Genomic DNA, 19,276 nt, shown 5'->3' on the forward strand with positions numbered 1-19,276 from the left:
CCACTAAAATTGCAGGTAATGTACAGCGTCTATTCAAGGAGGCATACACACATGAACGGAAAAAAAGAGAAACTCGTTATCATTGGTAACGGTATGGCAGGAATCAGTACCGTCGAACAAATTTTGAAATTAACTACGCGATTTGATATTACCGTTTTTGGCACAGAGCCCTATCCTAACTACAACCGCATTATGTTGTCATATGTACTGGAAGGCAGTAAAACACTGGATGACATCGTGCTGAATGATCTCCACTGGTATGAAGATTATGGTATTACACTCCATACTGGAACAACTGTAGCCCGAATTGATTCGGATACACTTGAGGTCATTACGGAGGATGGAACTCGCTTTCCTTATGACAAAATTATCATTGCAACAGGCTCCAACTCCTTCATTCTCCCCGTACCGGGGCATGACAAAGAAGGTGTCGTTGGTTTCCGTGATATCGCCGATTGTAACGTCATGCTCGACGCTGCTAAACAGTACAAACGAGCGGCCGTGATCGGGGGCGGACTGCTGGGTCTTGAAGCGGCCAAAGGTCTGGTACAACTTGGCATGGAGGTTACCGTAGTACATCTGATGGAAGATCTGATGGAGCGTCAGCTTGATCCGCAAGCTTCAGCCATGTTAAAGGCAGAATTGGAGCGTCAGGGTATCCGGTTCAAAATGGGCGCACAGACTTCCGAACTGCTTGGCGGTGAACGGGTTGAAGGCATTCGTTTTGCCGATGATTCCGTACTGAATGTTGACTTCGTGGTCATGGCTGTAGGGATCAAACCGAATACAGCTGTAGCCCGTGAAAGCGGTATGGAAGTGAACCGGGGTATTGTTGTGAATGACTACATGCAGACTTCCCTTGAGAATGTCTATTCGGTTGGGGAATGTACAGAGCACCGAGGGGTATGCTACGGCCTCGTTGCCCCATTGTTCGAGCAAGGCATGATTCTCGCGAAACATATCTGCGGTGTGGAGACCGCTCCGTATGAAGGCTCTGTAGTATCAACGAAATTGAAAATTTCGGGTGTGGACGTCTTTTCAACTGGTGAATTCATCGACAGTCCGGAGCACACCGTCATTTCGCATAAAGACGACTGGAAACGGACCTACAAAAAAATTCTGCTCCGCGATAATAAAATGGTTGGTGCTGTTCTATTCGGTGACATTACGGATTCTGCCGAATTGCAGAAGTTAATCAAACATCAGACTGAAATGACTGAAGAACTGTATAGCTCACTCATGGGTACAGGTTGCGGCGGTCATAAGAAAACAACCTCTGTTGAAACGATGCCCGAAGACGAAATCGTCTGTGGATGTAACGGGGTCACTAAAGGAACGATTGTTGATGTCATTACCAACCAGGGCCTCACTACTGTAGATGAAATCAAAGCCTGTACGGGTGCAACACGCTCTTGCGGTGGATGTAAGCCGGTTGTGGAACAGATTCTGCAATATGTGCTTGGAGACAGCTTCAGCAGTGGAGCCAAACAGGGCATATGCGGATGTACTTCCATGGGACGGGATGAGATTGTAGCCGAGATTCGTGCAAAAGGATTACAAACGACCAAAGAAGTCATGAATGTACTCGGATGGAGTCAGCCTGAAGGTTGTTCCAAATGTCGCCCGGCAATCAACTATTATCTTGGCATGATTGCACCGGACACGCATGAAGACGAGAAGGAATCACGCTTTGTTAACGAACGCATGAACGCCAATATTCAAAAGGATGGAACGTATACGGTCGTACCGCGGATGTATGGCGGGGTGACTACACCAGCGGATCTCAAACGCATTGCTGACGTTTCAGTCAAATATGATGTGAAAGCAGTCAAAGTTACCGGCGGCCAGCGCCTCGACTTGATTGGTGTCAAAAAAGAAGATCTGACCAAAGTTTGGGCTGAACTCGATATGCCTTCAGGTTATGCATACGCCAAATCGCTGCGCACGGTCAAAACATGTGTCGGCTCCCAATTCTGCCGATTCGGTACACAGGATTCCATGGCGATGGGTGCTCGCATTGAACGGAAATTCGAACGTCTGGATCTGCCTGCCAAGTTCAAATACGCTGTCAATGGCTGTCCACGGAACTGTGCAGAGGCATGTACCAAAGATATCGGTATCGTTGGTAACGACGGCGGCTGGGAAATATTCATCGGCGGTAACGGCGGTATTAAAGCAAGACTTGCTGATTCCCTGTGCAAAGTGAAAACAGATGAAGAGTTGATTGAACTGTGCGGAGCTATCATGCAATATTACCGCGAGACAGGTAACTATCTGGAACGGACTTCGGAGTGGGTGGAACGCATGGGTCTGGAGCATATTCGTTCGGTTGTCGTCGATAATCTCGAAGAACGTAAAGCATTGATGGAGCGGATTGAATTCGCACTTGAACATGTCGAAGAACCTTGGCAAAAAGCGATTCGCAATGAGGAAGGCCAAAGCAAAATGTTCCACGGCATCGAAGTATCGGCTCGTCCATAAGCAATCCCGCATGATCAACACGATCAGAACGTTAAATAGATAAAAGGAGTGGTTTAAGATGACGACAAAACAATCAGCCACCTACTTCCCTGCCGGAGTAGTTGAAGAATTCCTGCCGCGAATCGGAAGAGTCGTTGAGATTCAGAACCGTCAGCTTGCTGTCTTTCGTGCATCGGATGGTACGATCTTCGCTGCGGATAATCACAACCCCCACCCCAAAGGTGGTCCACTGGCAGAAGGCATCGTGTCAGGACATTATCTGTACGATCCGCTGTATGATTGGAAAATCGACCTCACTACAGGTGTTGTGCAAGCACCGGACAATGGTCAAGTGCAGATGTATCCGGTGAAGGTAGAGAACGGCCAGGTCTGGATTGAGATATAGCTCCATTGAAACGTTCATAGATTGATGCAAAATAATGGGGGAAACCGTGATGTATACACCAAGTGTTGAGGGAATTATTGAAGCTGCAGTTAAAAAAAGGGATCAGATGAACTCCAACCTTTCACGCTACATGGTTGCCGCCTTAATGGCGGGTGCCTATGTAGGACTTGGCATCGTGCTGATCTTCAGTATCGGTGCTCCGCTCCTTGCAGCACAGTCACCACTGCAAACCATGTTGATGGGCATGTCCTTCGGACTCGCGCTCACGCTGGTTATCTTTGCCGGATCGGAACTATTTACAGGCAACAACATGTTTTTCACCATGAGCACACTCGCGGGCCGGACCACAGTTAAAGATACACTGAAAAACTGGGGACTCGTCTTCCTCGGCAACTTGTTAGGTGCGATCCTGCTCAGCCTGCTTATTGTAGGTAGCGGCCTGTTCAAAATGGCTGCACCTGAACATCTGTTATTCGTCGCTTCTGCCAAAAAGATGGCCGCTCCCGTATCGGAGTTGTTCTTCCGCGGCATTCTCTGTAACTGGCTGGTCTGTCTGGCGATCTGGATGGCTGCTCGCACCAAAGAGGATATCGCCAAAATTGCGCTTATCTGGTGGTGTCTGTACGCCTTTATTGCAAGTGGGTATGAGCACAGTGTGGCCAATATGACTTTGCTTTCCCTGTCCTGGCTGTTGCCAAACCACCCGGATACCATTACACTGGCAGGCTGGTTCCACAACATGATTCCGGTAACGCTTGGTAATATCATCGGCGGCGCCCTCTTTGTCGGAATGGCTTACTGGTATACTTCACCGGTACGTAAAAAATCATAATTCTTCATTCAACTGCCACGATGGATGCCGAACTTACGTTCAGTCACATCGTGGCTTTTAAGGTATATCGATAAGCTGCGTACTCTCTCGTATAGTTCTCTTTTCATGCTCTCGTCCTTCTATAAAAAATTAAAACTGCATTTTACCTTCGTCGCTATCCGCTTTAATCCACAGTTGACATAACTGGTGTATAGTCGATGGATACTCACACTTATACTCAATCAAGCAAAGGATGATCGCTTATATGGGAATCCATACGTACTTCAGGTCTCTGAATGATCTTGAACGTATTATTCGTACACCTGGCAAATTCAAATTCGAAGAACACAGCGTCTCCGCTCATTCCTGGAAAGTGGTACAATACGCCAAAACACTTGCAGATATTGAGGAGCAGCATGGCGTCACCGTGGATTGGAAGAAGTTATACGAAATTACGAGCAGTCATGATTATGGCGAAATCTTCATCGGTGATATCAAAACACCCGTCAAACATTATTCACTGGAGCTGCGTTCGATGCTGCAAAAAGTGGAAGAAGGCATGGTTGAACATTTTATTAATGAAAATATTCCTGAAGAGTTCCAGCCTATTTTCCGCAGACAGCTGCGTGAGGGCAAAGACCAATCGGTCGAAGGACTGATTCTGGAAGTCGCAGACAAGATGGATCAGGTATACGAAGCTTTTGCCGAACTCCAACGTGGAAATACGGAGAAAGAATTTATCGTCATGTACCGTTATGCCTTGGTCAAAATCAAAAATATCGACCTCCACTGTGTGCAATATTTCCTGGAACAGATTCTCCCCGACATGATTGAAGAAGGCATTCGCTCCCCGTTTGATATTCGTAAAATAACCGAAGAAGCTCTGGCTCAGTAATCAGCTCAAGTCAACATGGTTCTCCTTATCCATGGACAGGGCTTTTTTTCGTTCCTGCAATTGCAGTCGGTACTCGCTAGGGTACATGCCAGTTTTGTTTTTGAAGATCCTGCTGAAATAGTGGGAATCACTATACCCTACCGCTCCACCAATCGTCTTGATATCCATATTCTCATGGGTGACAAGCATACGTTTCGCTTCATTGATTCGCAGACCTGTCATATATTTCAGCGGAGTCTCCCCCGTTACTTTCTTAAAACACTTTCCTAGATAGTCCACACTAAAATGCATCTGTCCCGCCATGTCCTGAAGTGTAATCTCATGCATATAATTCTGCTTCAAATACAGCTTAACAGCCTCTGCGATATCCTCCGGCTTCACCTGCTCATCCAGCACGGCACTGACATGGGCAAGCGAATCCACAGCGCTCCCAAGCTTCAATTCCATCGCATCCAGCAGTGAACGAAGTTGTTCTTCGGACAATGGCTTGAGGAGATAATCCTCCACCTTGTAGCTGATCGCCTGCCGGGCATATTCAAACTCATGATATCCACTCAGAATGACTATTTTGACATGCGGATAGGCAAAGTACAGATGTTTGGCGAGTTCCAATCCATTCATCACCGGCATCTGTATATCCGTTATAACCAGATCAGGTACGGAATGTTCAATGAGCTGTAACGCTTCCTGACCATTCCTCGCTTCACCAATCACCTCGAACCGGGTGTCCAGCTCTCTGAATTTGCGCGAGACATTCCGGCGAATCAGGGCTTCATCTTCCACAATAATCGTTCTATATTTGATTGTCATGGTTAGCCATGCTCCTTTCCAATGGAACCACCTATTGTAATCTGGACACCGCCGGAAGGCTTGTTCGTAATCTGCATGTAGGCTGCCGGGCCATACCATAATTTCAATCGGACCCATATATTCTTAAGTCCCATTCCGTTAATTTCGAGTTCCGGCATACGCTCCCACTCCTGTGACTGTTCGATGTACTGCATGATCTTGGCAAGTGCCTCAGGTTCCATGCCAGGCCCGTTGTCTTCCACATGGATCTGCCAGGTCTGCTGTACTGCATCCATATCCCCAGTAATATTCAGTTGCCATGGAGGGGTATCACCCAGTCCATATTTTATGGCATTTTCCAGTAGTGGTTGTACCATCAGCATCGGAACCTGAATATGCTGCATCTCTTCCGGAATATGAAACTCGTAGTGCAGATCATCTTCAAACCGAATCTTCATACACTCCAGGTATCGCTCACAATAATCCAGTTCTTGAGACAGTGGAACCCCGTTTTTACCAGGAGTAGAGATATAACGAAGCATGGACGCGATATGACCACAGAACGCGACAATCTGCTCATTCATCCCTTCCTCCGCCATGATGCTGATATTCGTAATGTTGTTGTAGAGAAAATGCGGGTTCATCTGGGACTGAAGCGCGAGTAATCTTGCCTCTGTCTCTTGGGATTTCATTGCCAGTCTGTCCTGAAAAGATTGCACAAGCTGTTGATTCAACCGAATAAACGTATCATTCAGCTCATCCATCTCCCGGATGGAACCCGGATGCTCCAGCTTGAACAAATGCGCCGAATCCTGACCGGATATCAGATCGTTCTCACCCGTTTTCTGAATAATGCGCTGCAAGCGATGCAAAGGTAAAGTGACCCTTTTGGAAATCAGATACGAGAGAACCAGAATCAGCATCAACGTAGCTAACGTGGCACCAATAAACATCACAGCCATCCGGTTGAGACTCGCAAAAAGGGACTGTTTGGACTGCATGACAACAACGGTCCATCCTGTCTCCTGTGACGTCATATACGTCATCATCTGTTTGGAATCATTCAAAGGGTCAGTGATCTCCTGCATCGTATCCGGTGGAAATGAAAGATTCTGAATCAAGTCCACATCATCGAAGTGGGCTGCCTGTGAATCATCACCATCCGAAGTAAGTGGATACAGCCGTGTATTTTGCTCATCTATCACATAAATGCGAAGATTCTCGTTACTTGCCTGCAAATCATTCAAATGCTGGAACAGGGTTCCGGCATCCTGCAAAATCTCAACGACGCCCTGGCTAACATAATTGCCATCTTTGTATACCCGGGTAAGGGAAATGTACGGTTGATCTGACTTCCCCTGACCTGTTGGCATGGGCAAAGCTCCCCCCTGTAACAATTGGATCACCCGCCAGCCACTCCGCTCCCAGGTTTCCTTGTACCACGGTCGCTGAGTCAGGTCCACCGATAGTTGACCGTTGAATGCCCCCGCTCCCAGCATCTTGCCGTTCACATCATAGATATTGGCCTGCTTGGCGGTATTGGAGCTGCTGATAATCGCCAGAATGACATCAATTAGTGTGGTTGTATCCTTATACAATGCCGGATCACTCGTCAGTGTCTGCTCACTGTCTTCCGCTGGTGCCAAGTAGTGGCTGAAGTGTTCTTTGACCAGATTGGAGTACACAATATTCATGGAAAAGTTGTTCATTTTCACGACTTCCTGATCCAGATTACTGACGATTGATACCGCCAGTTGTCGCTGCTGTTCTTCACTTCGATGACGGATGTCACTCGCAAGAAAAACATACAGGAGTCCTGCCACAATGAGCGAAAAGACAATAAATACCGCAGAGTAATAGGCAAACAGACTTTGCTGAAGCGTTCCAAATCGATACCGCAATCCTCACACACCTCGTCCTATGATGATATCTGTCGCACCATTCGAAAATGTCCACCCAACAGAACGCTTTTGTCTATTGAGCGTATTCGCTGTTCACAGTAAAGTTATCCACATAAGAATACGCTTACATAAAGCGTTTCGGCAAGTAATAATTTTCTTTATATTTCGGGAGGTTCAATGATGAGAAAACGATTTCTTTTTTTGCTCGCAAGTGTGCTCCTGCTCTCCACTCTGCTGCTTGCCGGGTGCAACTCAGGTAAAAGTACGGAAGGTTCGGGTAAGGTTACACTTACGTTTGGAACCAGCCAATCCGGTATTCCGCGTACAGGCATCATGCAGACGATGGCCAAGGAATATGAGCAGGAGACCGGTGTCAAAATTGACTTTCAGGTCGTACCTGACGCACAGTGGCGTGACCTGATCAAGGTGAAGCTGGCCTCTGGCGAAGCACCTGACATTTTCAATGTCGATGTGGACCCACTGAGTATGCCGGCTAACGTAAGACCGGAGGAAAATGCCATTGACCTCACCAATGAGGAATTCACAGGTCGGATGTCCGAAGAGATTTTGCCAACGGTCAGTCACAATGACAAGGTGTACGGGGTTTCTTTTGCGCCAACGAAAATCTGGTATGTGTACTATAACAAACGTATCTTCCAAGAGCTCGGTATAGAGCCTCCTACATCCTATGCCGAATTCAAGGAGATCAGCCAGAAAATTAAGGATAAAGACATTATTCCGTTCTATCAGGCACCCGCCAGCGGGTGGTATCAGGTTCTGCCTTTGTTCGAAACAGGGCCTAACTATGAGCAAACGACAGCGGGAACCTACGAAAAACTAAACAACAATGAGATGAAAGTCGCTGATATGACGCAACTCAAAACGGTCATTGAACAATTGAAGGAATTTGCGGATCTCGGCTATTTCGGCAAAGACTTCTTGTCCAACACGGTAGAAGCGGGAATTGAAGCGTTTGGTCAGGAGAAAGCAGCGATGTTGCTGCGGGTTCCAGGGACTGAAAAGGAAGTCTCCGAAGCGTATCCGGCAATGAAAGACAATATGGGGTTCTTCGTGATGCCGTGGGGAGATAATCAGACGATTGGTGTGAATCCGGGCGGTTCTGCTGCGATGTTCGGTAACAAAAACAGTAAACACCCCGAAGAAGTGCTGAAATTCTTCCGCTGGATTACCGAGCATGATCATCTGCAACGTGTGTTCGATGAAGGTGAAGGTAATCTGACCATTTGCTGGCCGGAAATCGAACCAAAGCTGACACAGGATTACATTGATTATGAGAAAAATCATGAAAAAGGTACGGTCATGCAGGCCGCTGTGAAATATATAGATCCACAATGGATGGATATTGGCAAAGACTTGTCGGGCATGTTCGCCGGAGCCATGACACCGGATCAGATTCTGCAAAACATTGATAAACGCCGTGCTGAACAAGCCAAAGTGCTGAAAGATGAGAAGTGGCAGTAATAGCACAAATTGCAGATAAACATACATGCTGAACAGTGTTACATGTAGCGGGCATTTGCCCGCTCATGTATTTTGTTTTGGCAGGAAGGAAAGGTGTTACCGGTTATGAATGCGAACAAAATCTATCCCTGGTATTTCTCATCTGGAGCGATTGTATTATATCTGCTGTTTATCGTCGCTCCCGCCCTGCTGGGCATCTATTATTCCTTCACCGACTGGAACAGTTATAGTTCGGAGAAAAACTTTATCGGTCTGGAGCATTTCCGTACCATTCTGGCGGGTGATCCGACATATCTTCTTTTTATCAAAAATACCGTTCTCTTCACCCTCGTGACGTCCATCGCCAAGACTGTTCTGGGATTGTTCCTGGCTCTGCTCCTGGTCAGCGGTGTAAAGGCCGCCAATCTGCATCGGATGATCATTTTCTCCCCGCAGGTGCTGTCGTTTCTGATTGTTGGGCTTGTGTTCAAAAGTCTGCTTGACCCCAACAACGGGTTCGTTAACGTGACCCTGCGTTCCATGGGACTGGACGTTCTCGCCCAGAACTGGCTGGGCTCCTTGACCTGGGCAATGCCATCCATCATGGCAGTGGATACGTGGAAAGGCATGGGGTACATTATGGTGCTGTTCATCGCCGGGCTTCTCGCGATTCCCCGCGATTACTACGAGGCAGCATCCATTGATGGCGCAGGCTTCGGGCAGAAGCTGTTCCGAATTACTATTCCAATGCTCATGCCTACCATTACCATCGCCACGGTGCTTAATATTACGTATGGGCTAAGAGTATTCGATGCCGTATACGTGCTGACCAATGGTGGCCCTGGTAACGCGACAGATGTCATTAACACGGCGGTCTATTCCTCTTTTGCCAAAGGATATTGGGGGCTGGGGAGTGCGCTATCTACCATTCTGTTTGTCATCATGGCGATCATCTCCTTCTTCATCATTCGTTTGATGAACCGAAAGGTGGAATACTAACATGCGATTGAGAAAAAGACTCGCTTCCATCGGATTAAATGTACTCGCCTGGCTGCTTAGCCTGGTGGTCTTGATTCCTTTTGTCGTCATTGTACTGAATTCATTCAAGTCGGACGCCGAGGCCAAGGTGCTTAAACTGACGCTGCCAGAGAAGTTTATCTTCGAAAATTACAAAATCGTCTATGAACAGGGACACTTGGGAGGTTCCTTTTTCAACAGTTTGCTTCACTCCGGGGCCTCTTCCCTGCTGCTGGTATTTGTTGTGGCGTTCTCGGCCTTCACGTTATCCCGTAATCATTCAAAGCTCAGCAAGTTTCTGTACTTCTTCCTGATTCTCGGCATTACACTGCCTCTCAACTACATTCCGCTTATGGAAGTCATGAAGTCGATGGGCATGATCAATTCACATCTCGGCATGATTCTGCTGTATACGGCCATGGGCATTCCGATCTCGTTGTTCATTACGTATGCGTTTGTATCCAACATCCCGAAAGAGCTGGATGAAGCCGCGATCATGGACGGATGTAACGGAATCAAGCTGTTCCTGAGAATCATTGTGCCTCTGCTCACGTCCGTGCTTGTAACGGTATTTGTTCTTAATTTCCTAAGTGTCTGGAATGAGTTTACTGCTCCACTCTATATGCTGAATACGGTCGAGATGTGGCCGATGACGCTTGCTGTATATAACTTCTTCGGGCAATTCAGTGCCCAGTGGAATCTGGTCAGCGCCGATATTGTGCTCACGTCATTGCCTGTATTAATTGTGTTCCTAATTGGGCAAAAGTATATAGTAGGGGGACTGACTTCGGGGGCCGTGAAGGGGTAAAAGTTATAGTTGACAATAGATCCTTTTGTAACTATTATAGTTACAACGGTGGTGATCATTCCATGAGACAAATCAGCAGTCGCTTCTCCATTGCGGTTCATACCCTGTCCTTGATCGCTGTTATGCCCAATGAATGCACCGGAGATGTGATCGCACAGAGTGTGAATACCAATCCCGTGATTATTCGGCGGATCATGTCCAAGCTGAAACAGGCCGGTCTGATCGATGTCAGACCTGGTGTGGGCGGTGCTTCCTTGTTGAAAGATCCGGCGGACATTACCCTTCTCGATGTATATCGAGCGCTTGAGGTGGTGGAGGATGGGGAATTGTTTAACTTTCACAAACATCCGAATCCGAAATGTCCGGTCGGCAACATGATTGAACACACCTTGCGTGCGGAACTCATTGAGGCTCAGACAGCCATGGAACAGCGCTTGAATCGTGTAACCATACAGCAGATGATGGATCGGATTCATGTCTCTGAATAAAAAAAGCTCATTGCGAGCTTTTTTTAACCCTTTCGTTGTAATCACACCTGTTATAACATTTTTGATTACATCCATATGCAGGCAAAACACATACCCTAGGAGGAATAGAAGATGAAAATTTTGGTTACTGGCGCAACAGGTCAATTGGGTTCACTGGTTGTAGAGGCATTGTTAAAAAACGATTCTGCCAAGGATTTGGCTGTAAGTGTACGTAATCCGGAGAAAGCGGAAGCACTCCGCGCTCAAGGCGTTGACGTGCGTCAGGGTGATTTCGATCAACCGGAGACGTTGGAGAAAGCTTTTGCCGGTGTAGACCGTCTGTTGCTTATCTCTACTGATGGTGACAATGAAACGCGTATTCGCCAACATCAGACTGCCGTGGACGCTGCCAAGAAAGCAGGCGTTGGATTCATCGCTTATACAAGCGTTGTAAATGCGGAGAAAAACACCCTTTCTCTGGCGGAAGTTCACCGCGCTACAGAAAAAGCGATTCGTGAATCCGGCATTTCGTATTCCTTCCTGCGCAACAACTGGTACCTGGAAAATGAAGCAGGCAGTATGCAAGCCGCTACGCAAGGCGCACCTTGGGTTCATGCCACCAATGACAGCCAAGTCGGCTGGGCTACGCGCAGTGACTATGCCCATGCTGCTGCAGCTGTACTCGCAGGCGAAGGACATGAAAATACCGTGTATGAATTGTCCGGCAAACTACGCACACAAGCTGAACTGGCTGCCATTGTTGGTGAAGTGCTTGGACAGGAAATCAACGTGCAAAACGTGGACGATGCCGCTTACGCTGACATCATGAAAGGTGCAGGTCTACCAGACTTTGTCGTATCCATGCTCGTTGATATGCAAAGTGCTATTCGTGAAGGTGCATTGGCGGTAGAGAGTGATACATTAGAGAAATTGCTTGGCCGTCCGGCTCAGCCTCTTAGCGAAGGTATTAAAGCAATTTTAGGCAAGTAATTTTTGGATAGGAGAAAGGGACACACCAACAAATGTTGGATGCGTCCCTTTTTTGGTGTAGCTAAGGATCAATACAATGATATACCCTTTGAACGAACGGATGACTGCACACTCAACCCATTCACTGCGACTGCTGTAATTCGATGTGGGTGTTTATGAGTTTCACACCAGTTCATCACTCATTCTTCATGCATCATGGCTTAAGAATATAACGCGCGGGAACATGATCGGCCAGCCAGATATTTTCGTTTCCATGATAAAAGAGGATTCCATCTATGGACGCTTGTGCAGCGTCGATTCTCAAAATGACAGGCTGATCATCTCGTCTTCGACCCACTTGATTGGCCGTATCGATATCTGCGGACAGATGTACATATTGCCTTTGCCGCGGCTGTAAGCCATGTTCCATAATCGAATTCACAGCACGTGCGGGTGTCCCATGATAAAGGGTTTCCGGTGGCTCAGCAGCGATCTTGGATATCTTATGTGGCGTCGAATGTCCATACAATGCCCGAATGCGGCCGGAATGGATTTCATGTCTCTTTTTCTCCGAGGCTTGAATCATCTGCTCCAGATCGGCTTGTGTGACTTCCTTCCACTGCGGACTTTCATGTAAAGCCACCAGCAATTGCGAGATTTCCACCCAACCCTCTTCGTCCAGCTCCAACTCATATTCCCATGGTGCATGTCGCAGCGCGTATGAGAGTTCCTTGCTTAATTTCATCAGATCCATTGTGATCATCTCCCACATCTAATCAAACTCGTTTATTACTGCGATTGAACCGCTGTTAAAATCTCCTGTATATTACGTTGTAGTCCTTCATCGTCTTCCTGATTGAACTGGCGGTGTCCATCAATCCCACGTTGGATAATGGTATTCATCACAGGATGAACCTCACGATCGGAAGCCACCCGGATCAGATCATCCGCAAAATCAACAGCCTGCTGCTCACTATAATTAAACGGTTTGATCAACATTCGAATGCTCAAGGCATGGGCCTGTGGCTCTGCCAGCTGATCCCGATGAGTGATGCCATATACCGCGCCAAAACCAAAAGCAGCCATGACCTGACGCTCCAGTTCACTCGTTTGTTCCAAAGGTGTGCCAATCAGCTCACACATTTTGTCCACCATCTGCTCCAGTTCGTTTGCCGCCGCACCCAGAATTACGTCATTAATATCGTCAGCGTTGATAAATTCAGTCATTTTGGTTTTCTCCATTTCTGTACTGTATTTGATCTATTCTCTCAGACTCTATGAGAACATTGTATCGGAGGTAGGGTGTTCCTTTCAAATTCATCATAAAAAACCAAATCTCCTCATTTACAAGTCGACTTGGTTTAATTAGATGTAGAACTATGCTCATTAAACATTCCCATTTATAAAAAGATGTTATGTTATAACTCAAGCCGTTTCATGTTGCTTTTTCGACTCCACTTCATAGACCTGCGTATGTTCATTCTCGGCTAAAGACCATTCCACTGTACCTGGCTTGCGCACTTTCCACACCCAGGCTTGAACTCGCAGCGAGCTTCTGACCCAGGCCAGGGAAGCACAGCGTTTCTCGGAACGAACCGTCAGACCCCAATGAATAACACGAGCGAGCCACGGATTCACATACTCATTATGTGAGCGAACAGATGGCAATTCATCCTGGAACAACCGCTGTTTCACATCCATAGGGGGTTGCCCGCAAGTCCAATAATGGAGCAGAGCCGCCAGGCTATAGATGTCCGACATTGGCCCCTGACTGGATTTCTCCGAATAGAATTCCAGCGGAGAATAACCAGCCGATGTAAATATCACCTGTTTCTCTCCGGATTGCATAGGCCAACGGGTAGCTGAGCCAAAGTCCAGAAGCTTGGGTGTACCATCCTCCATGACCATAATGTTGGAAGGTTTCACATCCCGGTGAAGAATGCCTTGCTTATGTATGTAATCCAATGTATCCACCAGTGGAAGCAGCGTCTCCGTTATGAAGGCAGCATCAAGCGCATGATTGTGTTCATTCAAATATTCGGTCAATGTGATTCCCGTGCAGTATTCCATAACCAGATATCCTGTATCATTCGCTTCAAAATGATCCAAATACGACACAATATGAGGATGATCCAGTTTCGATAACAATTCACCTTCGAGCATAAATGCAGCCAGTAACTCCTGATATTGCCCACCGTATCCTCGTGAAGAGCAGAACACCTTGCGCTTGTCTGCCTGACGTTCAGCCATTCTCTGCGGGAAGAATTCCTTAATGGCTACTTTGGCACCCGTGTTACGATCCCGCCCTGCATATACAATAGCCAACTCACTGCTGGCCAATACCTGTCTTACCTGATATGTATCATTTATAATCACATTGCGCTGCAATGCCATTTTGCAATTGTCTTTTCTCATAACAGACCTCTTTTCAACCTTGTCGATCGGAAGACTTTCCGCGTAAATGCATCATTTGGTTCAACCAGTAAGCAATTCATCGCCAACTAATTATATAAACCAAATGATGCAATTTGAAACACCTTCACGCGAAATAGTTAATTATTTTTTTTATATCAAACTTACTACAATTTGTTCCTAATCGAGATTCTTATTCTTCTATTGAAGAAAAGCACACTTATATACTCTATCGACAGATAAGGGGAATTACTTAATTAAACTGGATAAAAACATTCCTGAGTCCATTTTTATCAACTTTTTAATAATTCTTCTGTAAAAATTGCCCGATTTCCTCGTTCATCTGAACCAATACGTCCTGGGAAGGAAAATGTCCGGTATCATACTTAATGGCTTGCACATTCGTAATAATCTTTTGAGCACGTTCAATACACTTATCCGCAGGGAAAAAGACATCCTTCTCCCCCACCAATAACAGGGTTGGAGACGTATAGTTAACGAGCTCTTCCCGCTCTGTGAGTTTGGGCAGATCCTGATCTATGCTGACATATTTGAAAAGTTTGCCGATAATGTTTTTATCCATTTCTTTCATGCAGTTGCACGACATGGTGTCCGTAATTTTTTGCAAGGAAGATGGTGAAGACGTCATACGATACTTGACGATCGGCAGCGTGATATCCTGAGCTGTTTTAATTTTGGAGTTGACCGCAAGACCCGCAGGAGCAACCAATACGGCACACGAGATACGTTCGGGAATATAGGTAGCCAATCTGAGAATGATGCCTCCTCCAAATGATGGGCCGATAAACGCACTCTTTTCAATCTCATAGTGGTCAAGCAGATCCGACACCCATAATGCCAAACTATCAAATCGTGTCGAGATGCTCGCTTCCTCGCTATAACCTGGGTGACCAATCGTATCCGGAGCAATAATCCGGTATTCTTTAAATAAAGAAGAGAACCATGACAAGGTCATTGGGTTCACACAATTACCGCCCTGGAGAATAAATAACGGCTTGCCATCCAGAGGGCCTGTCAGTAGAACATGTGTCTTTCCAAAACGTGTCTCCACATACTCCCGAGTAAACTCCTCACCCAACTCGTTCAAATAAATCTCATACTCTTCAAGTATGCTGCTCTTGCCTTCTTCACTTCTATAAATGGAACTCATGTCTGCCTCCTGCAATATATACTCAAAATAACTGATTCTAACAAATGGACTTGCTAACCAATGGACCAAAAAGATAAAGAGGGCCTGCAGATGACAGGCTCCTCCATATGTTTAACTAATCATATTCAGATGATTATAGAGCGGAAACTGGAAATTGTAAATAACGATTCTAATAGACCAGAAATAAAGGAAGCATCCTTTGTATGAATACTTACTTCCGGCCGTAGTCGGCCTTGATTTCGCCCCACTGTTTGGTCTGCCATTTGAGCACTTTATTGCTGTACGTATTCGTCTGGAGCCACTGTTCCGCACGGTCAATCATCAGCCAGATCTCTTCCGTGGAGTTGTCTCTTGGTAACGTCGTGGCTACTTTTTTCTGCTTCAGCCATTTCATGGCATTGACCGAGTCGGTATATACCGTTTTGGTACTGCCTTCTTTTTTCAGATATGCTAGGGCATGTACAATGGCCAGGAATTCGCCCAGATTGTTCGTGCCTTTGGAGATCGGTCCAACAGAGAAAATAGTCTCACCGGTGCGGGTGTCTACCCCTTTGTATTCTACAGGTCCGGGGTTACCACGTGTACCCACATCAACAGAGATACTGTCGTAATCCACTTCCTCCGACGTTTCCATGCCTGCGCTTCTTCCACTACCCGTTGACTTCTTCTTCGATGCTCCGCCGGCACTTGAACCCCAATTTCCTTTCCACCCGGCACGATACGCTTCTTCTGCAGCCGCTTTGGATTCATACGATTTATATTTAGCTCCGGTATACTGATCCGTCTGCGCTTTGCATTCTGCCCATGTACTGTACACGCCTGGCTTCTTGCCTTCCCAGACAACATAGTATTTCTGTTTTGCCACTGTGACCCGCTCCTTTGTTTACTTCATCAATATCCTATTGTAAACGATCCGGTGGGATGAATGATAGTTATGGATTCAGTCACCTGCATAATTCCTCCAACTCCAGAACAGCCTAAGAAGCAAAGAGCATACTGGAATAGAAAGGAATATACTTATGGACTGGATATGGAAATCTGTTTTACTTGTACTTATCGGCATGATTCTGCTGCGAATTGCAGGACGCAAGTCGATCTCGCAGATGAGTGTTGCCACAACGGTCATCATGATCTCCATCGGAACAACGATTGTACAGCCCATCGCCAATCATGAGCTTGGCAAAGCGATTGGATCAGCATCAATATTCATAGTGACATTACTTGTGGTGGAACAACTTCAATTGAAATTTAATATTTTTGAACGGTTAATGAGTGGCAGTTCCAAAATGGTGGTCGAGGACGGGAAAGTCATTATTCCGAATCTGAAACGTATGCGTTATACGATGGACCAGCTCGAGATGCATATGCGGCAGAACGGAATTACGAGTGTAGATGACCTGGAGTCAGCAACGGTGGAACCTAATGGTCAACTCGGTTATGTCCTAAAACGACATGCTCGTCCTGTGACGATTGGAGATCTGGAGGAGATCCTGCGAAGTTATGCGATGACAGGTAGTAGTTCAGCAACGGCAGAACCCAAACAACAACAAAACAACAGCAGCAACTCTTCAACGCATAATAATAACTCCACAGATATTTTCCAAGAAGTCAGCAACGGTGCTCATGCTCATCCCGTTGATCCTAAGCTTCAATAGACGCACCTAGACCTAACCAAAAAAAGACCTACCCGCGAGCAATTAACAACTTCGCTCCAACAGGTACGGTCTATTTTCACTTTGGATTGGTACCTCCAAGGCTCACATAAAACCCAAGGATTTGGTGCCCAATTTGCCGTCCGGATCACCGTGTACTCAGGTAAGCAATACCCAGACCACCCGTCACCGGATTTGTATAGATTTCACAGTCTACATCGAACACCTCACCAATCATCTCGCGAGTCAGAATATCAGCCGGTTTGCCATGGACGACAATCTGGCCCTTCTTCACCACATAGAGATAATCGCAATATTCTGCGGCGAGTTCGAGATCATGCAGCGCTGCCAATATGCCAATGCCGAGTCCACGGACAATATTTAGAATCTGAAGTTGGTATTTGATGTCCAGATGGTTCGTCGGCTCGTCCAGGATCAGGAATTCAGGCTGTTGTGCCAGGACACGTGCTAATACGACACGCTGTTTCTCTCCACCAGACAATGACACATAATTGCGGTCTGCATGTCCAGTCAGATGTACTTTTTCCAAAGCCTGCTCCACAATTTCGTGGTCACGTTCATTATCCGTCTCCAGCATTTTTTTGTGCGGGGTACGCCCCATCATGACCATCTCGCGCACCGTAAAATCAAAGCTCAATTCATTAAACTGGCCGACAACACCCATATGTCTGGATACAACCTTCGGGCTGGATTTGAGAATATCGGTATGGTCGAGAAAAACCCTGCCTTGCTGCGGTTTGATCACTTTATAGATGCTCTTGAGTAACGTTGACTTGCCGCAACCATTCGGTCCAATCAGTCCGACGAACTGTTTGCCGTCCACCTGTAAAGAAATGTCCTTGATGATGTCCGTGTTCAGCACAGAGATGGATACATTTTCTACGTTCAGCTTCATGTTAATTTCCTCCAAAACCGTAGCCTTTTTTGACCAGCATATACATAAACATGGGTGCACCAATCATGGCTGTAATAATACCGATTGGCAACTCCACGCTGGATATGAGGGATCGTGCAATAACATCCGTCCAGATGAGGAAAATGGCTCCAAACAGCACGGACACAGGCATTACTTTACGATGGTCGGAACCCACCAGACCTCTGACGATATGCGGAATAATGAGTCCCACGAAACCAATCATGCCACAGCTCGCCACCATGACACCTGTCACCAAAGCGGTTAACAGCATATACACCCTGCGGTACACACTCAGATTAATGCCCAGTGTGACGGCTGCTTCATCTCCCAATAACATCGTATTGAGAACTCTGGACTGTAAAAGAAAGAATAGAATCGCCACCAGCACGACGATACCCACGAGTGGAAGCTTGTTCCATCCGGAAGATGCCAGACTGCCCATGGTCCAGAATGTCACCGTTTTGATGCCTTCAGCATTGTTGGCAAAATAAATAATAAAGTTCGAAAATGCGCTGCACAGCGCGTTAATTACCATTCCGGCAAGCACTAGCTTGACCGATGTCATTTTCCCCCGAATCCCTGCCAAAGTCAGGACCAGTAAGGATGCACCCATCGCTCCGGCAAAGGCCCAGAAAGCAACTCCGGTCTGACCAAGCCAGCCAATCGCACCAAAGCCAATGAGAATCGCAAAGGTCGCCCCAAGTGAAGCGCCTGAGGATATACCCAGTATGTATGGATCTGCCAACGGATTCTGAACAGCAGCCTGCATAACAGCACCGCACAAGGCCAAGCCTGCACCAATAAACATCGCCATCAGCACACGCGGGAAACGAATCTGCCAGATGATATCGGTAAAGGAACCTGTCTCAATGGGTGTTGTCCCCCACTGAAATCCCGTTAATTTGTACAAAAGAATACGATATGACTCCGCCAGTGGAATGTGTACCTGTCCAATGGAAACTGCAATACCTACAGAAATAAGCGTAATCATGATTAAAGCTGCAATCAGTAAAGCAAACCCGGATTTACTCTGAATCAGAGACTCTCTTTTCCCCATACGCTGCGTCTGAACCTGAACCGTCTGTGCCATCTCTTCCCCCATCAATTCATGTAAATTGTA

General features: G+C 46.6%; 19 protein-coding genes. 10 read left to right on the forward strand and 9 right to left on the reverse strand.

The genetic code is table 11. The annotated features are described in order from the left end of the window. Nucleotides 1–51 precede the first annotated feature (51 nt). The 4 genes from nirB to MKX40_RS22030 all read left to right on the forward strand — a co-directional run bounded on the left by nirB (nucleotide 52) and on the right by MKX40_RS22030 (nucleotide 4,572). On the forward strand, nucleotides 52–2,481 hold the full coding sequence (nirB, locus tag MKX40_RS22015) for a nitrite reductase large subunit NirB (RefSeq protein WP_339236143.1): 2,430 nt from the start codon (nucleotides 52–54) through the stop codon (nucleotides 2,479–2,481). Nucleotides 2,482–2,539: 58 nt separating this feature from the next. After that, nucleotides 2,540–2,866 (forward strand): nitrite reductase small subunit NirD, encoded by a 327-nt coding sequence (nirD, locus tag MKX40_RS22020; protein ID WP_339236145.1) that lies wholly within the window; start codon nucleotides 2,540–2,542, stop codon nucleotides 2,864–2,866. A 49-nt stretch (nucleotides 2,867–2,915) separates the two neighbouring features. Beyond that, nucleotides 2,916–3,698 carry a formate/nitrite transporter family protein gene (locus MKX40_RS22025; protein ID WP_339236147.1) on the forward strand — a complete coding sequence of 261 codons (783 nt, stop codon included), beginning with the start codon at nucleotides 2,916–2,918 and terminating at the stop codon, nucleotides 3,696–3,698. 244 nt (nucleotides 3,699–3,942) lie between these two features. Beyond that, nucleotides 3,943–4,572 carry an HD family hydrolase gene (locus tag MKX40_RS22030; RefSeq protein WP_210108944.1) on the forward strand — a complete coding sequence of 210 codons (630 nt, stop codon included), beginning with the start codon at nucleotides 3,943–3,945 and terminating at the stop codon, nucleotides 4,570–4,572. Here the strand turns inward: MKX40_RS22030 and MKX40_RS22035 are convergent, their stop codons facing one another. After that, complete coding sequence (locus tag MKX40_RS22035) at nucleotides 4,573–5,382, reverse strand: response regulator (protein ID WP_339236152.1); 810 nt, start codon at nucleotides 5,380–5,382, stop codon at nucleotides 4,573–4,575. Nucleotides 5,383–5,384: 2 nt separating this feature from the next. Further along, a complete protein-coding gene (locus MKX40_RS22040; protein ID WP_339236155.1) occupies nucleotides 5,385–7,262 on the reverse strand; it encodes a histidine kinase in 1,878 nt (625 codons plus the stop codon). Between the two features lie 180 nt (nucleotides 7,263–7,442). Here MKX40_RS22040 and MKX40_RS22045 point away from each other — a divergent pair, with 180 nt between their 5' ends. From MKX40_RS22045 to MKX40_RS22065, 5 genes are all read left to right on the forward strand, one after another. Next, the gene (locus MKX40_RS22045; protein WP_339236160.1) at nucleotides 7,443–8,744 is read left to right on the forward strand and encodes an ABC transporter substrate-binding protein; all 1,302 of its coding nucleotides are present in this window, start codon (nucleotides 7,443–7,445) and stop codon (nucleotides 8,742–8,744) included. Nucleotides 8,745–8,849: 105 nt separating this feature from the next. After that, entirely contained in the window at nucleotides 8,850–9,722 is an 873-nt protein-coding gene (locus MKX40_RS22050) for a sugar ABC transporter permease (protein ID WP_017687164.1), read from the forward strand. A 1-nt stretch (nucleotide 9,723) separates the two neighbouring features. Next, nucleotides 9,724–10,548, forward strand: coding sequence for a carbohydrate ABC transporter permease (locus MKX40_RS22055; RefSeq protein ID WP_339236162.1), 825 nt, complete (start codon nucleotides 9,724–9,726; stop codon nucleotides 10,546–10,548). A gap of 62 nt (nucleotides 10,549–10,610) precedes the next feature. Then, nucleotides 10,611–11,036 carry an Rrf2 family transcriptional regulator gene (locus MKX40_RS22060; protein WP_339236164.1) on the forward strand — a complete coding sequence of 142 codons (426 nt, stop codon included), beginning with the start codon at nucleotides 10,611–10,613 and terminating at the stop codon, nucleotides 11,034–11,036. A 111-nt stretch (nucleotides 11,037–11,147) separates the two neighbouring features. Beyond that, entirely contained in the window at nucleotides 11,148–12,005 is an 858-nt protein-coding gene (locus MKX40_RS22065; RefSeq protein ID WP_339236166.1) for an SDR family oxidoreductase, read from the forward strand. 193 nt (nucleotides 12,006–12,198) lie between these two features. Here the strand turns inward: MKX40_RS22065 and MKX40_RS22070 are convergent, their stop codons facing one another. From MKX40_RS22070 to MKX40_RS22090, 5 genes are all read right to left on the reverse strand, one after another. Beyond that, nucleotides 12,199–12,738 (reverse strand): RNA 2'-phosphotransferase, encoded by a 540-nt coding sequence (locus tag MKX40_RS22070; RefSeq protein ID WP_339236169.1) that lies wholly within the window; start codon nucleotides 12,736–12,738, stop codon nucleotides 12,199–12,201. Between the two features lie 35 nt (nucleotides 12,739–12,773). Further along, complete coding sequence (imm48, locus tag MKX40_RS22075) at nucleotides 12,774–13,211, reverse strand: Imm48 family immunity protein (RefSeq protein ID WP_339236171.1); 438 nt, start codon at nucleotides 13,209–13,211, stop codon at nucleotides 12,774–12,776. 198 nt (nucleotides 13,212–13,409) lie between these two features. Continuing rightward, nucleotides 13,410–14,399, reverse strand: coding sequence for a serine/threonine-protein kinase (locus tag MKX40_RS22080; RefSeq protein WP_339236173.1), 990 nt, complete (start codon nucleotides 14,397–14,399; stop codon nucleotides 13,410–13,412). Nucleotides 14,400–14,697: 298 nt separating this feature from the next. Continuing rightward, complete coding sequence (locus MKX40_RS22085; RefSeq protein ID WP_339236175.1) at nucleotides 14,698–15,567, reverse strand: alpha/beta hydrolase; 870 nt, start codon at nucleotides 15,565–15,567, stop codon at nucleotides 14,698–14,700. Between the two features lie 211 nt (nucleotides 15,568–15,778). Beyond that, on the reverse strand, nucleotides 15,779–16,432 hold the full coding sequence (locus tag MKX40_RS22090) for a ribonuclease H family protein (RefSeq protein WP_339236178.1): 654 nt from the start codon (nucleotides 16,430–16,432) through the stop codon (nucleotides 15,779–15,781). Nucleotides 16,433–16,586: 154 nt separating this feature from the next. Here MKX40_RS22090 and MKX40_RS22095 point away from each other — a divergent pair, with 154 nt between their 5' ends. Next, nucleotides 16,587–17,222, forward strand: coding sequence for a DUF421 domain-containing protein (locus MKX40_RS22095; RefSeq protein ID WP_339236180.1), 636 nt, complete (start codon nucleotides 16,587–16,589; stop codon nucleotides 17,220–17,222). Between the two features lie 145 nt (nucleotides 17,223–17,367). On the opposite strand, the gene MKX40_RS22100 is transcribed toward MKX40_RS22095, so the two are convergent. Together MKX40_RS22100 and MKX40_RS22105 are read right to left on the reverse strand one after the other, a co-directional pair. Further along, the gene (locus tag MKX40_RS22100; RefSeq protein WP_339236182.1) at nucleotides 17,368–18,135 is read right to left on the reverse strand and encodes an ABC transporter ATP-binding protein; all 768 of its coding nucleotides are present in this window, start codon (nucleotides 18,133–18,135) and stop codon (nucleotides 17,368–17,370) included. Between the two features lies 1 nt (nucleotide 18,136). Then, nucleotides 18,137–19,246 (reverse strand): iron ABC transporter permease, encoded by a 1,110-nt coding sequence (locus tag MKX40_RS22105; RefSeq protein WP_339236184.1) that lies wholly within the window; start codon nucleotides 19,244–19,246, stop codon nucleotides 18,137–18,139. Between the last annotated feature and the right edge of the window lie 30 nt (nucleotides 19,247–19,276).

It is taken from the genome of Paenibacillus sp. FSL R5-0517 (assembly GCF_037974355.1).
Taxonomy (GTDB): domain Bacteria; phylum Bacillota; class Bacilli; order Paenibacillales; family Paenibacillaceae; genus Paenibacillus.

Excerpts from the sequence above, each read along its gene's own strand:
- MKX40_RS22080 (WP_339236173.1), bottom strand. The coding sequence starts at position 14,399 with ATGAGAAAAGACAATTGCAAAATGGCATTGCAGCGCAATGTGATTATA.
- MKX40_RS22100 (WP_339236182.1), bottom strand. The coding sequence starts at position 18,135 with ATGAAGCTGAACGTAGAAAATGTATCCATCTCTGTGCTGAACACGGAC.
- MKX40_RS22060 (WP_339236164.1), top strand. The coding sequence starts at position 10,611 with ATGAGACAAATCAGCAGTCGCTTCTCCATTGCGGTTCATACCCTGTCC.
- MKX40_RS22050 (WP_017687164.1), top strand. The coding sequence starts at position 8,850 with ATGAATGCGAACAAAATCTATCCCTGGTATTTCTCATCTGGAGCGATT.
- MKX40_RS22025 (WP_339236147.1), top strand. The coding sequence starts at position 2,916 with ATGTATACACCAAGTGTTGAGGGAATTATTGAAGCTGCAGTTAAAAAA.
- MKX40_RS22070 (WP_339236169.1), bottom strand. The coding sequence starts at position 12,738 with ATGGATCTGATGAAATTAAGCAAGGAACTCTCATACGCGCTGCGACAT.
- nirD (WP_339236145.1), top strand. The coding sequence starts at position 2,540 with ATGACGACAAAACAATCAGCCACCTACTTCCCTGCCGGAGTAGTTGAA.
- nirB (WP_339236143.1), top strand. The coding sequence starts at position 52 with ATGAACGGAAAAAAAGAGAAACTCGTTATCATTGGTAACGGTATGGCA.
- MKX40_RS22065 (WP_339236166.1), top strand. The coding sequence starts at position 11,148 with ATGAAAATTTTGGTTACTGGCGCAACAGGTCAATTGGGTTCACTGGTT.
- MKX40_RS22030 (WP_210108944.1), top strand. The coding sequence starts at position 3,943 with ATGGGAATCCATACGTACTTCAGGTCTCTGAATGATCTTGAACGTATT.
- MKX40_RS22085 (WP_339236175.1), bottom strand. The coding sequence starts at position 15,567 with ATGAGTTCCATTTATAGAAGTGAAGAAGGCAAGAGCAGCATACTTGAA.
- MKX40_RS22055 (WP_339236162.1), top strand. The coding sequence starts at position 9,724 with ATGCGATTGAGAAAAAGACTCGCTTCCATCGGATTAAATGTACTCGCC.
- imm48 (WP_339236171.1), bottom strand. The coding sequence starts at position 13,211 with ATGACTGAATTTATCAACGCTGACGATATTAATGACGTAATTCTGGGT.
- MKX40_RS22035 (WP_339236152.1), bottom strand. The coding sequence starts at position 5,382 with ATGACAATCAAATATAGAACGATTATTGTGGAAGATGAAGCCCTGATT.
- MKX40_RS22095 (WP_339236180.1), top strand. The coding sequence starts at position 16,587 with ATGGACTGGATATGGAAATCTGTTTTACTTGTACTTATCGGCATGATT.
- MKX40_RS22045 (WP_339236160.1), top strand. The coding sequence starts at position 7,443 with ATGAGAAAACGATTTCTTTTTTTGCTCGCAAGTGTGCTCCTGCTCTCC.
- MKX40_RS22105 (WP_339236184.1), bottom strand. The coding sequence starts at position 19,246 with ATGGCACAGACGGTTCAGGTTCAGACGCAGCGTATGGGGAAAAGAGAG.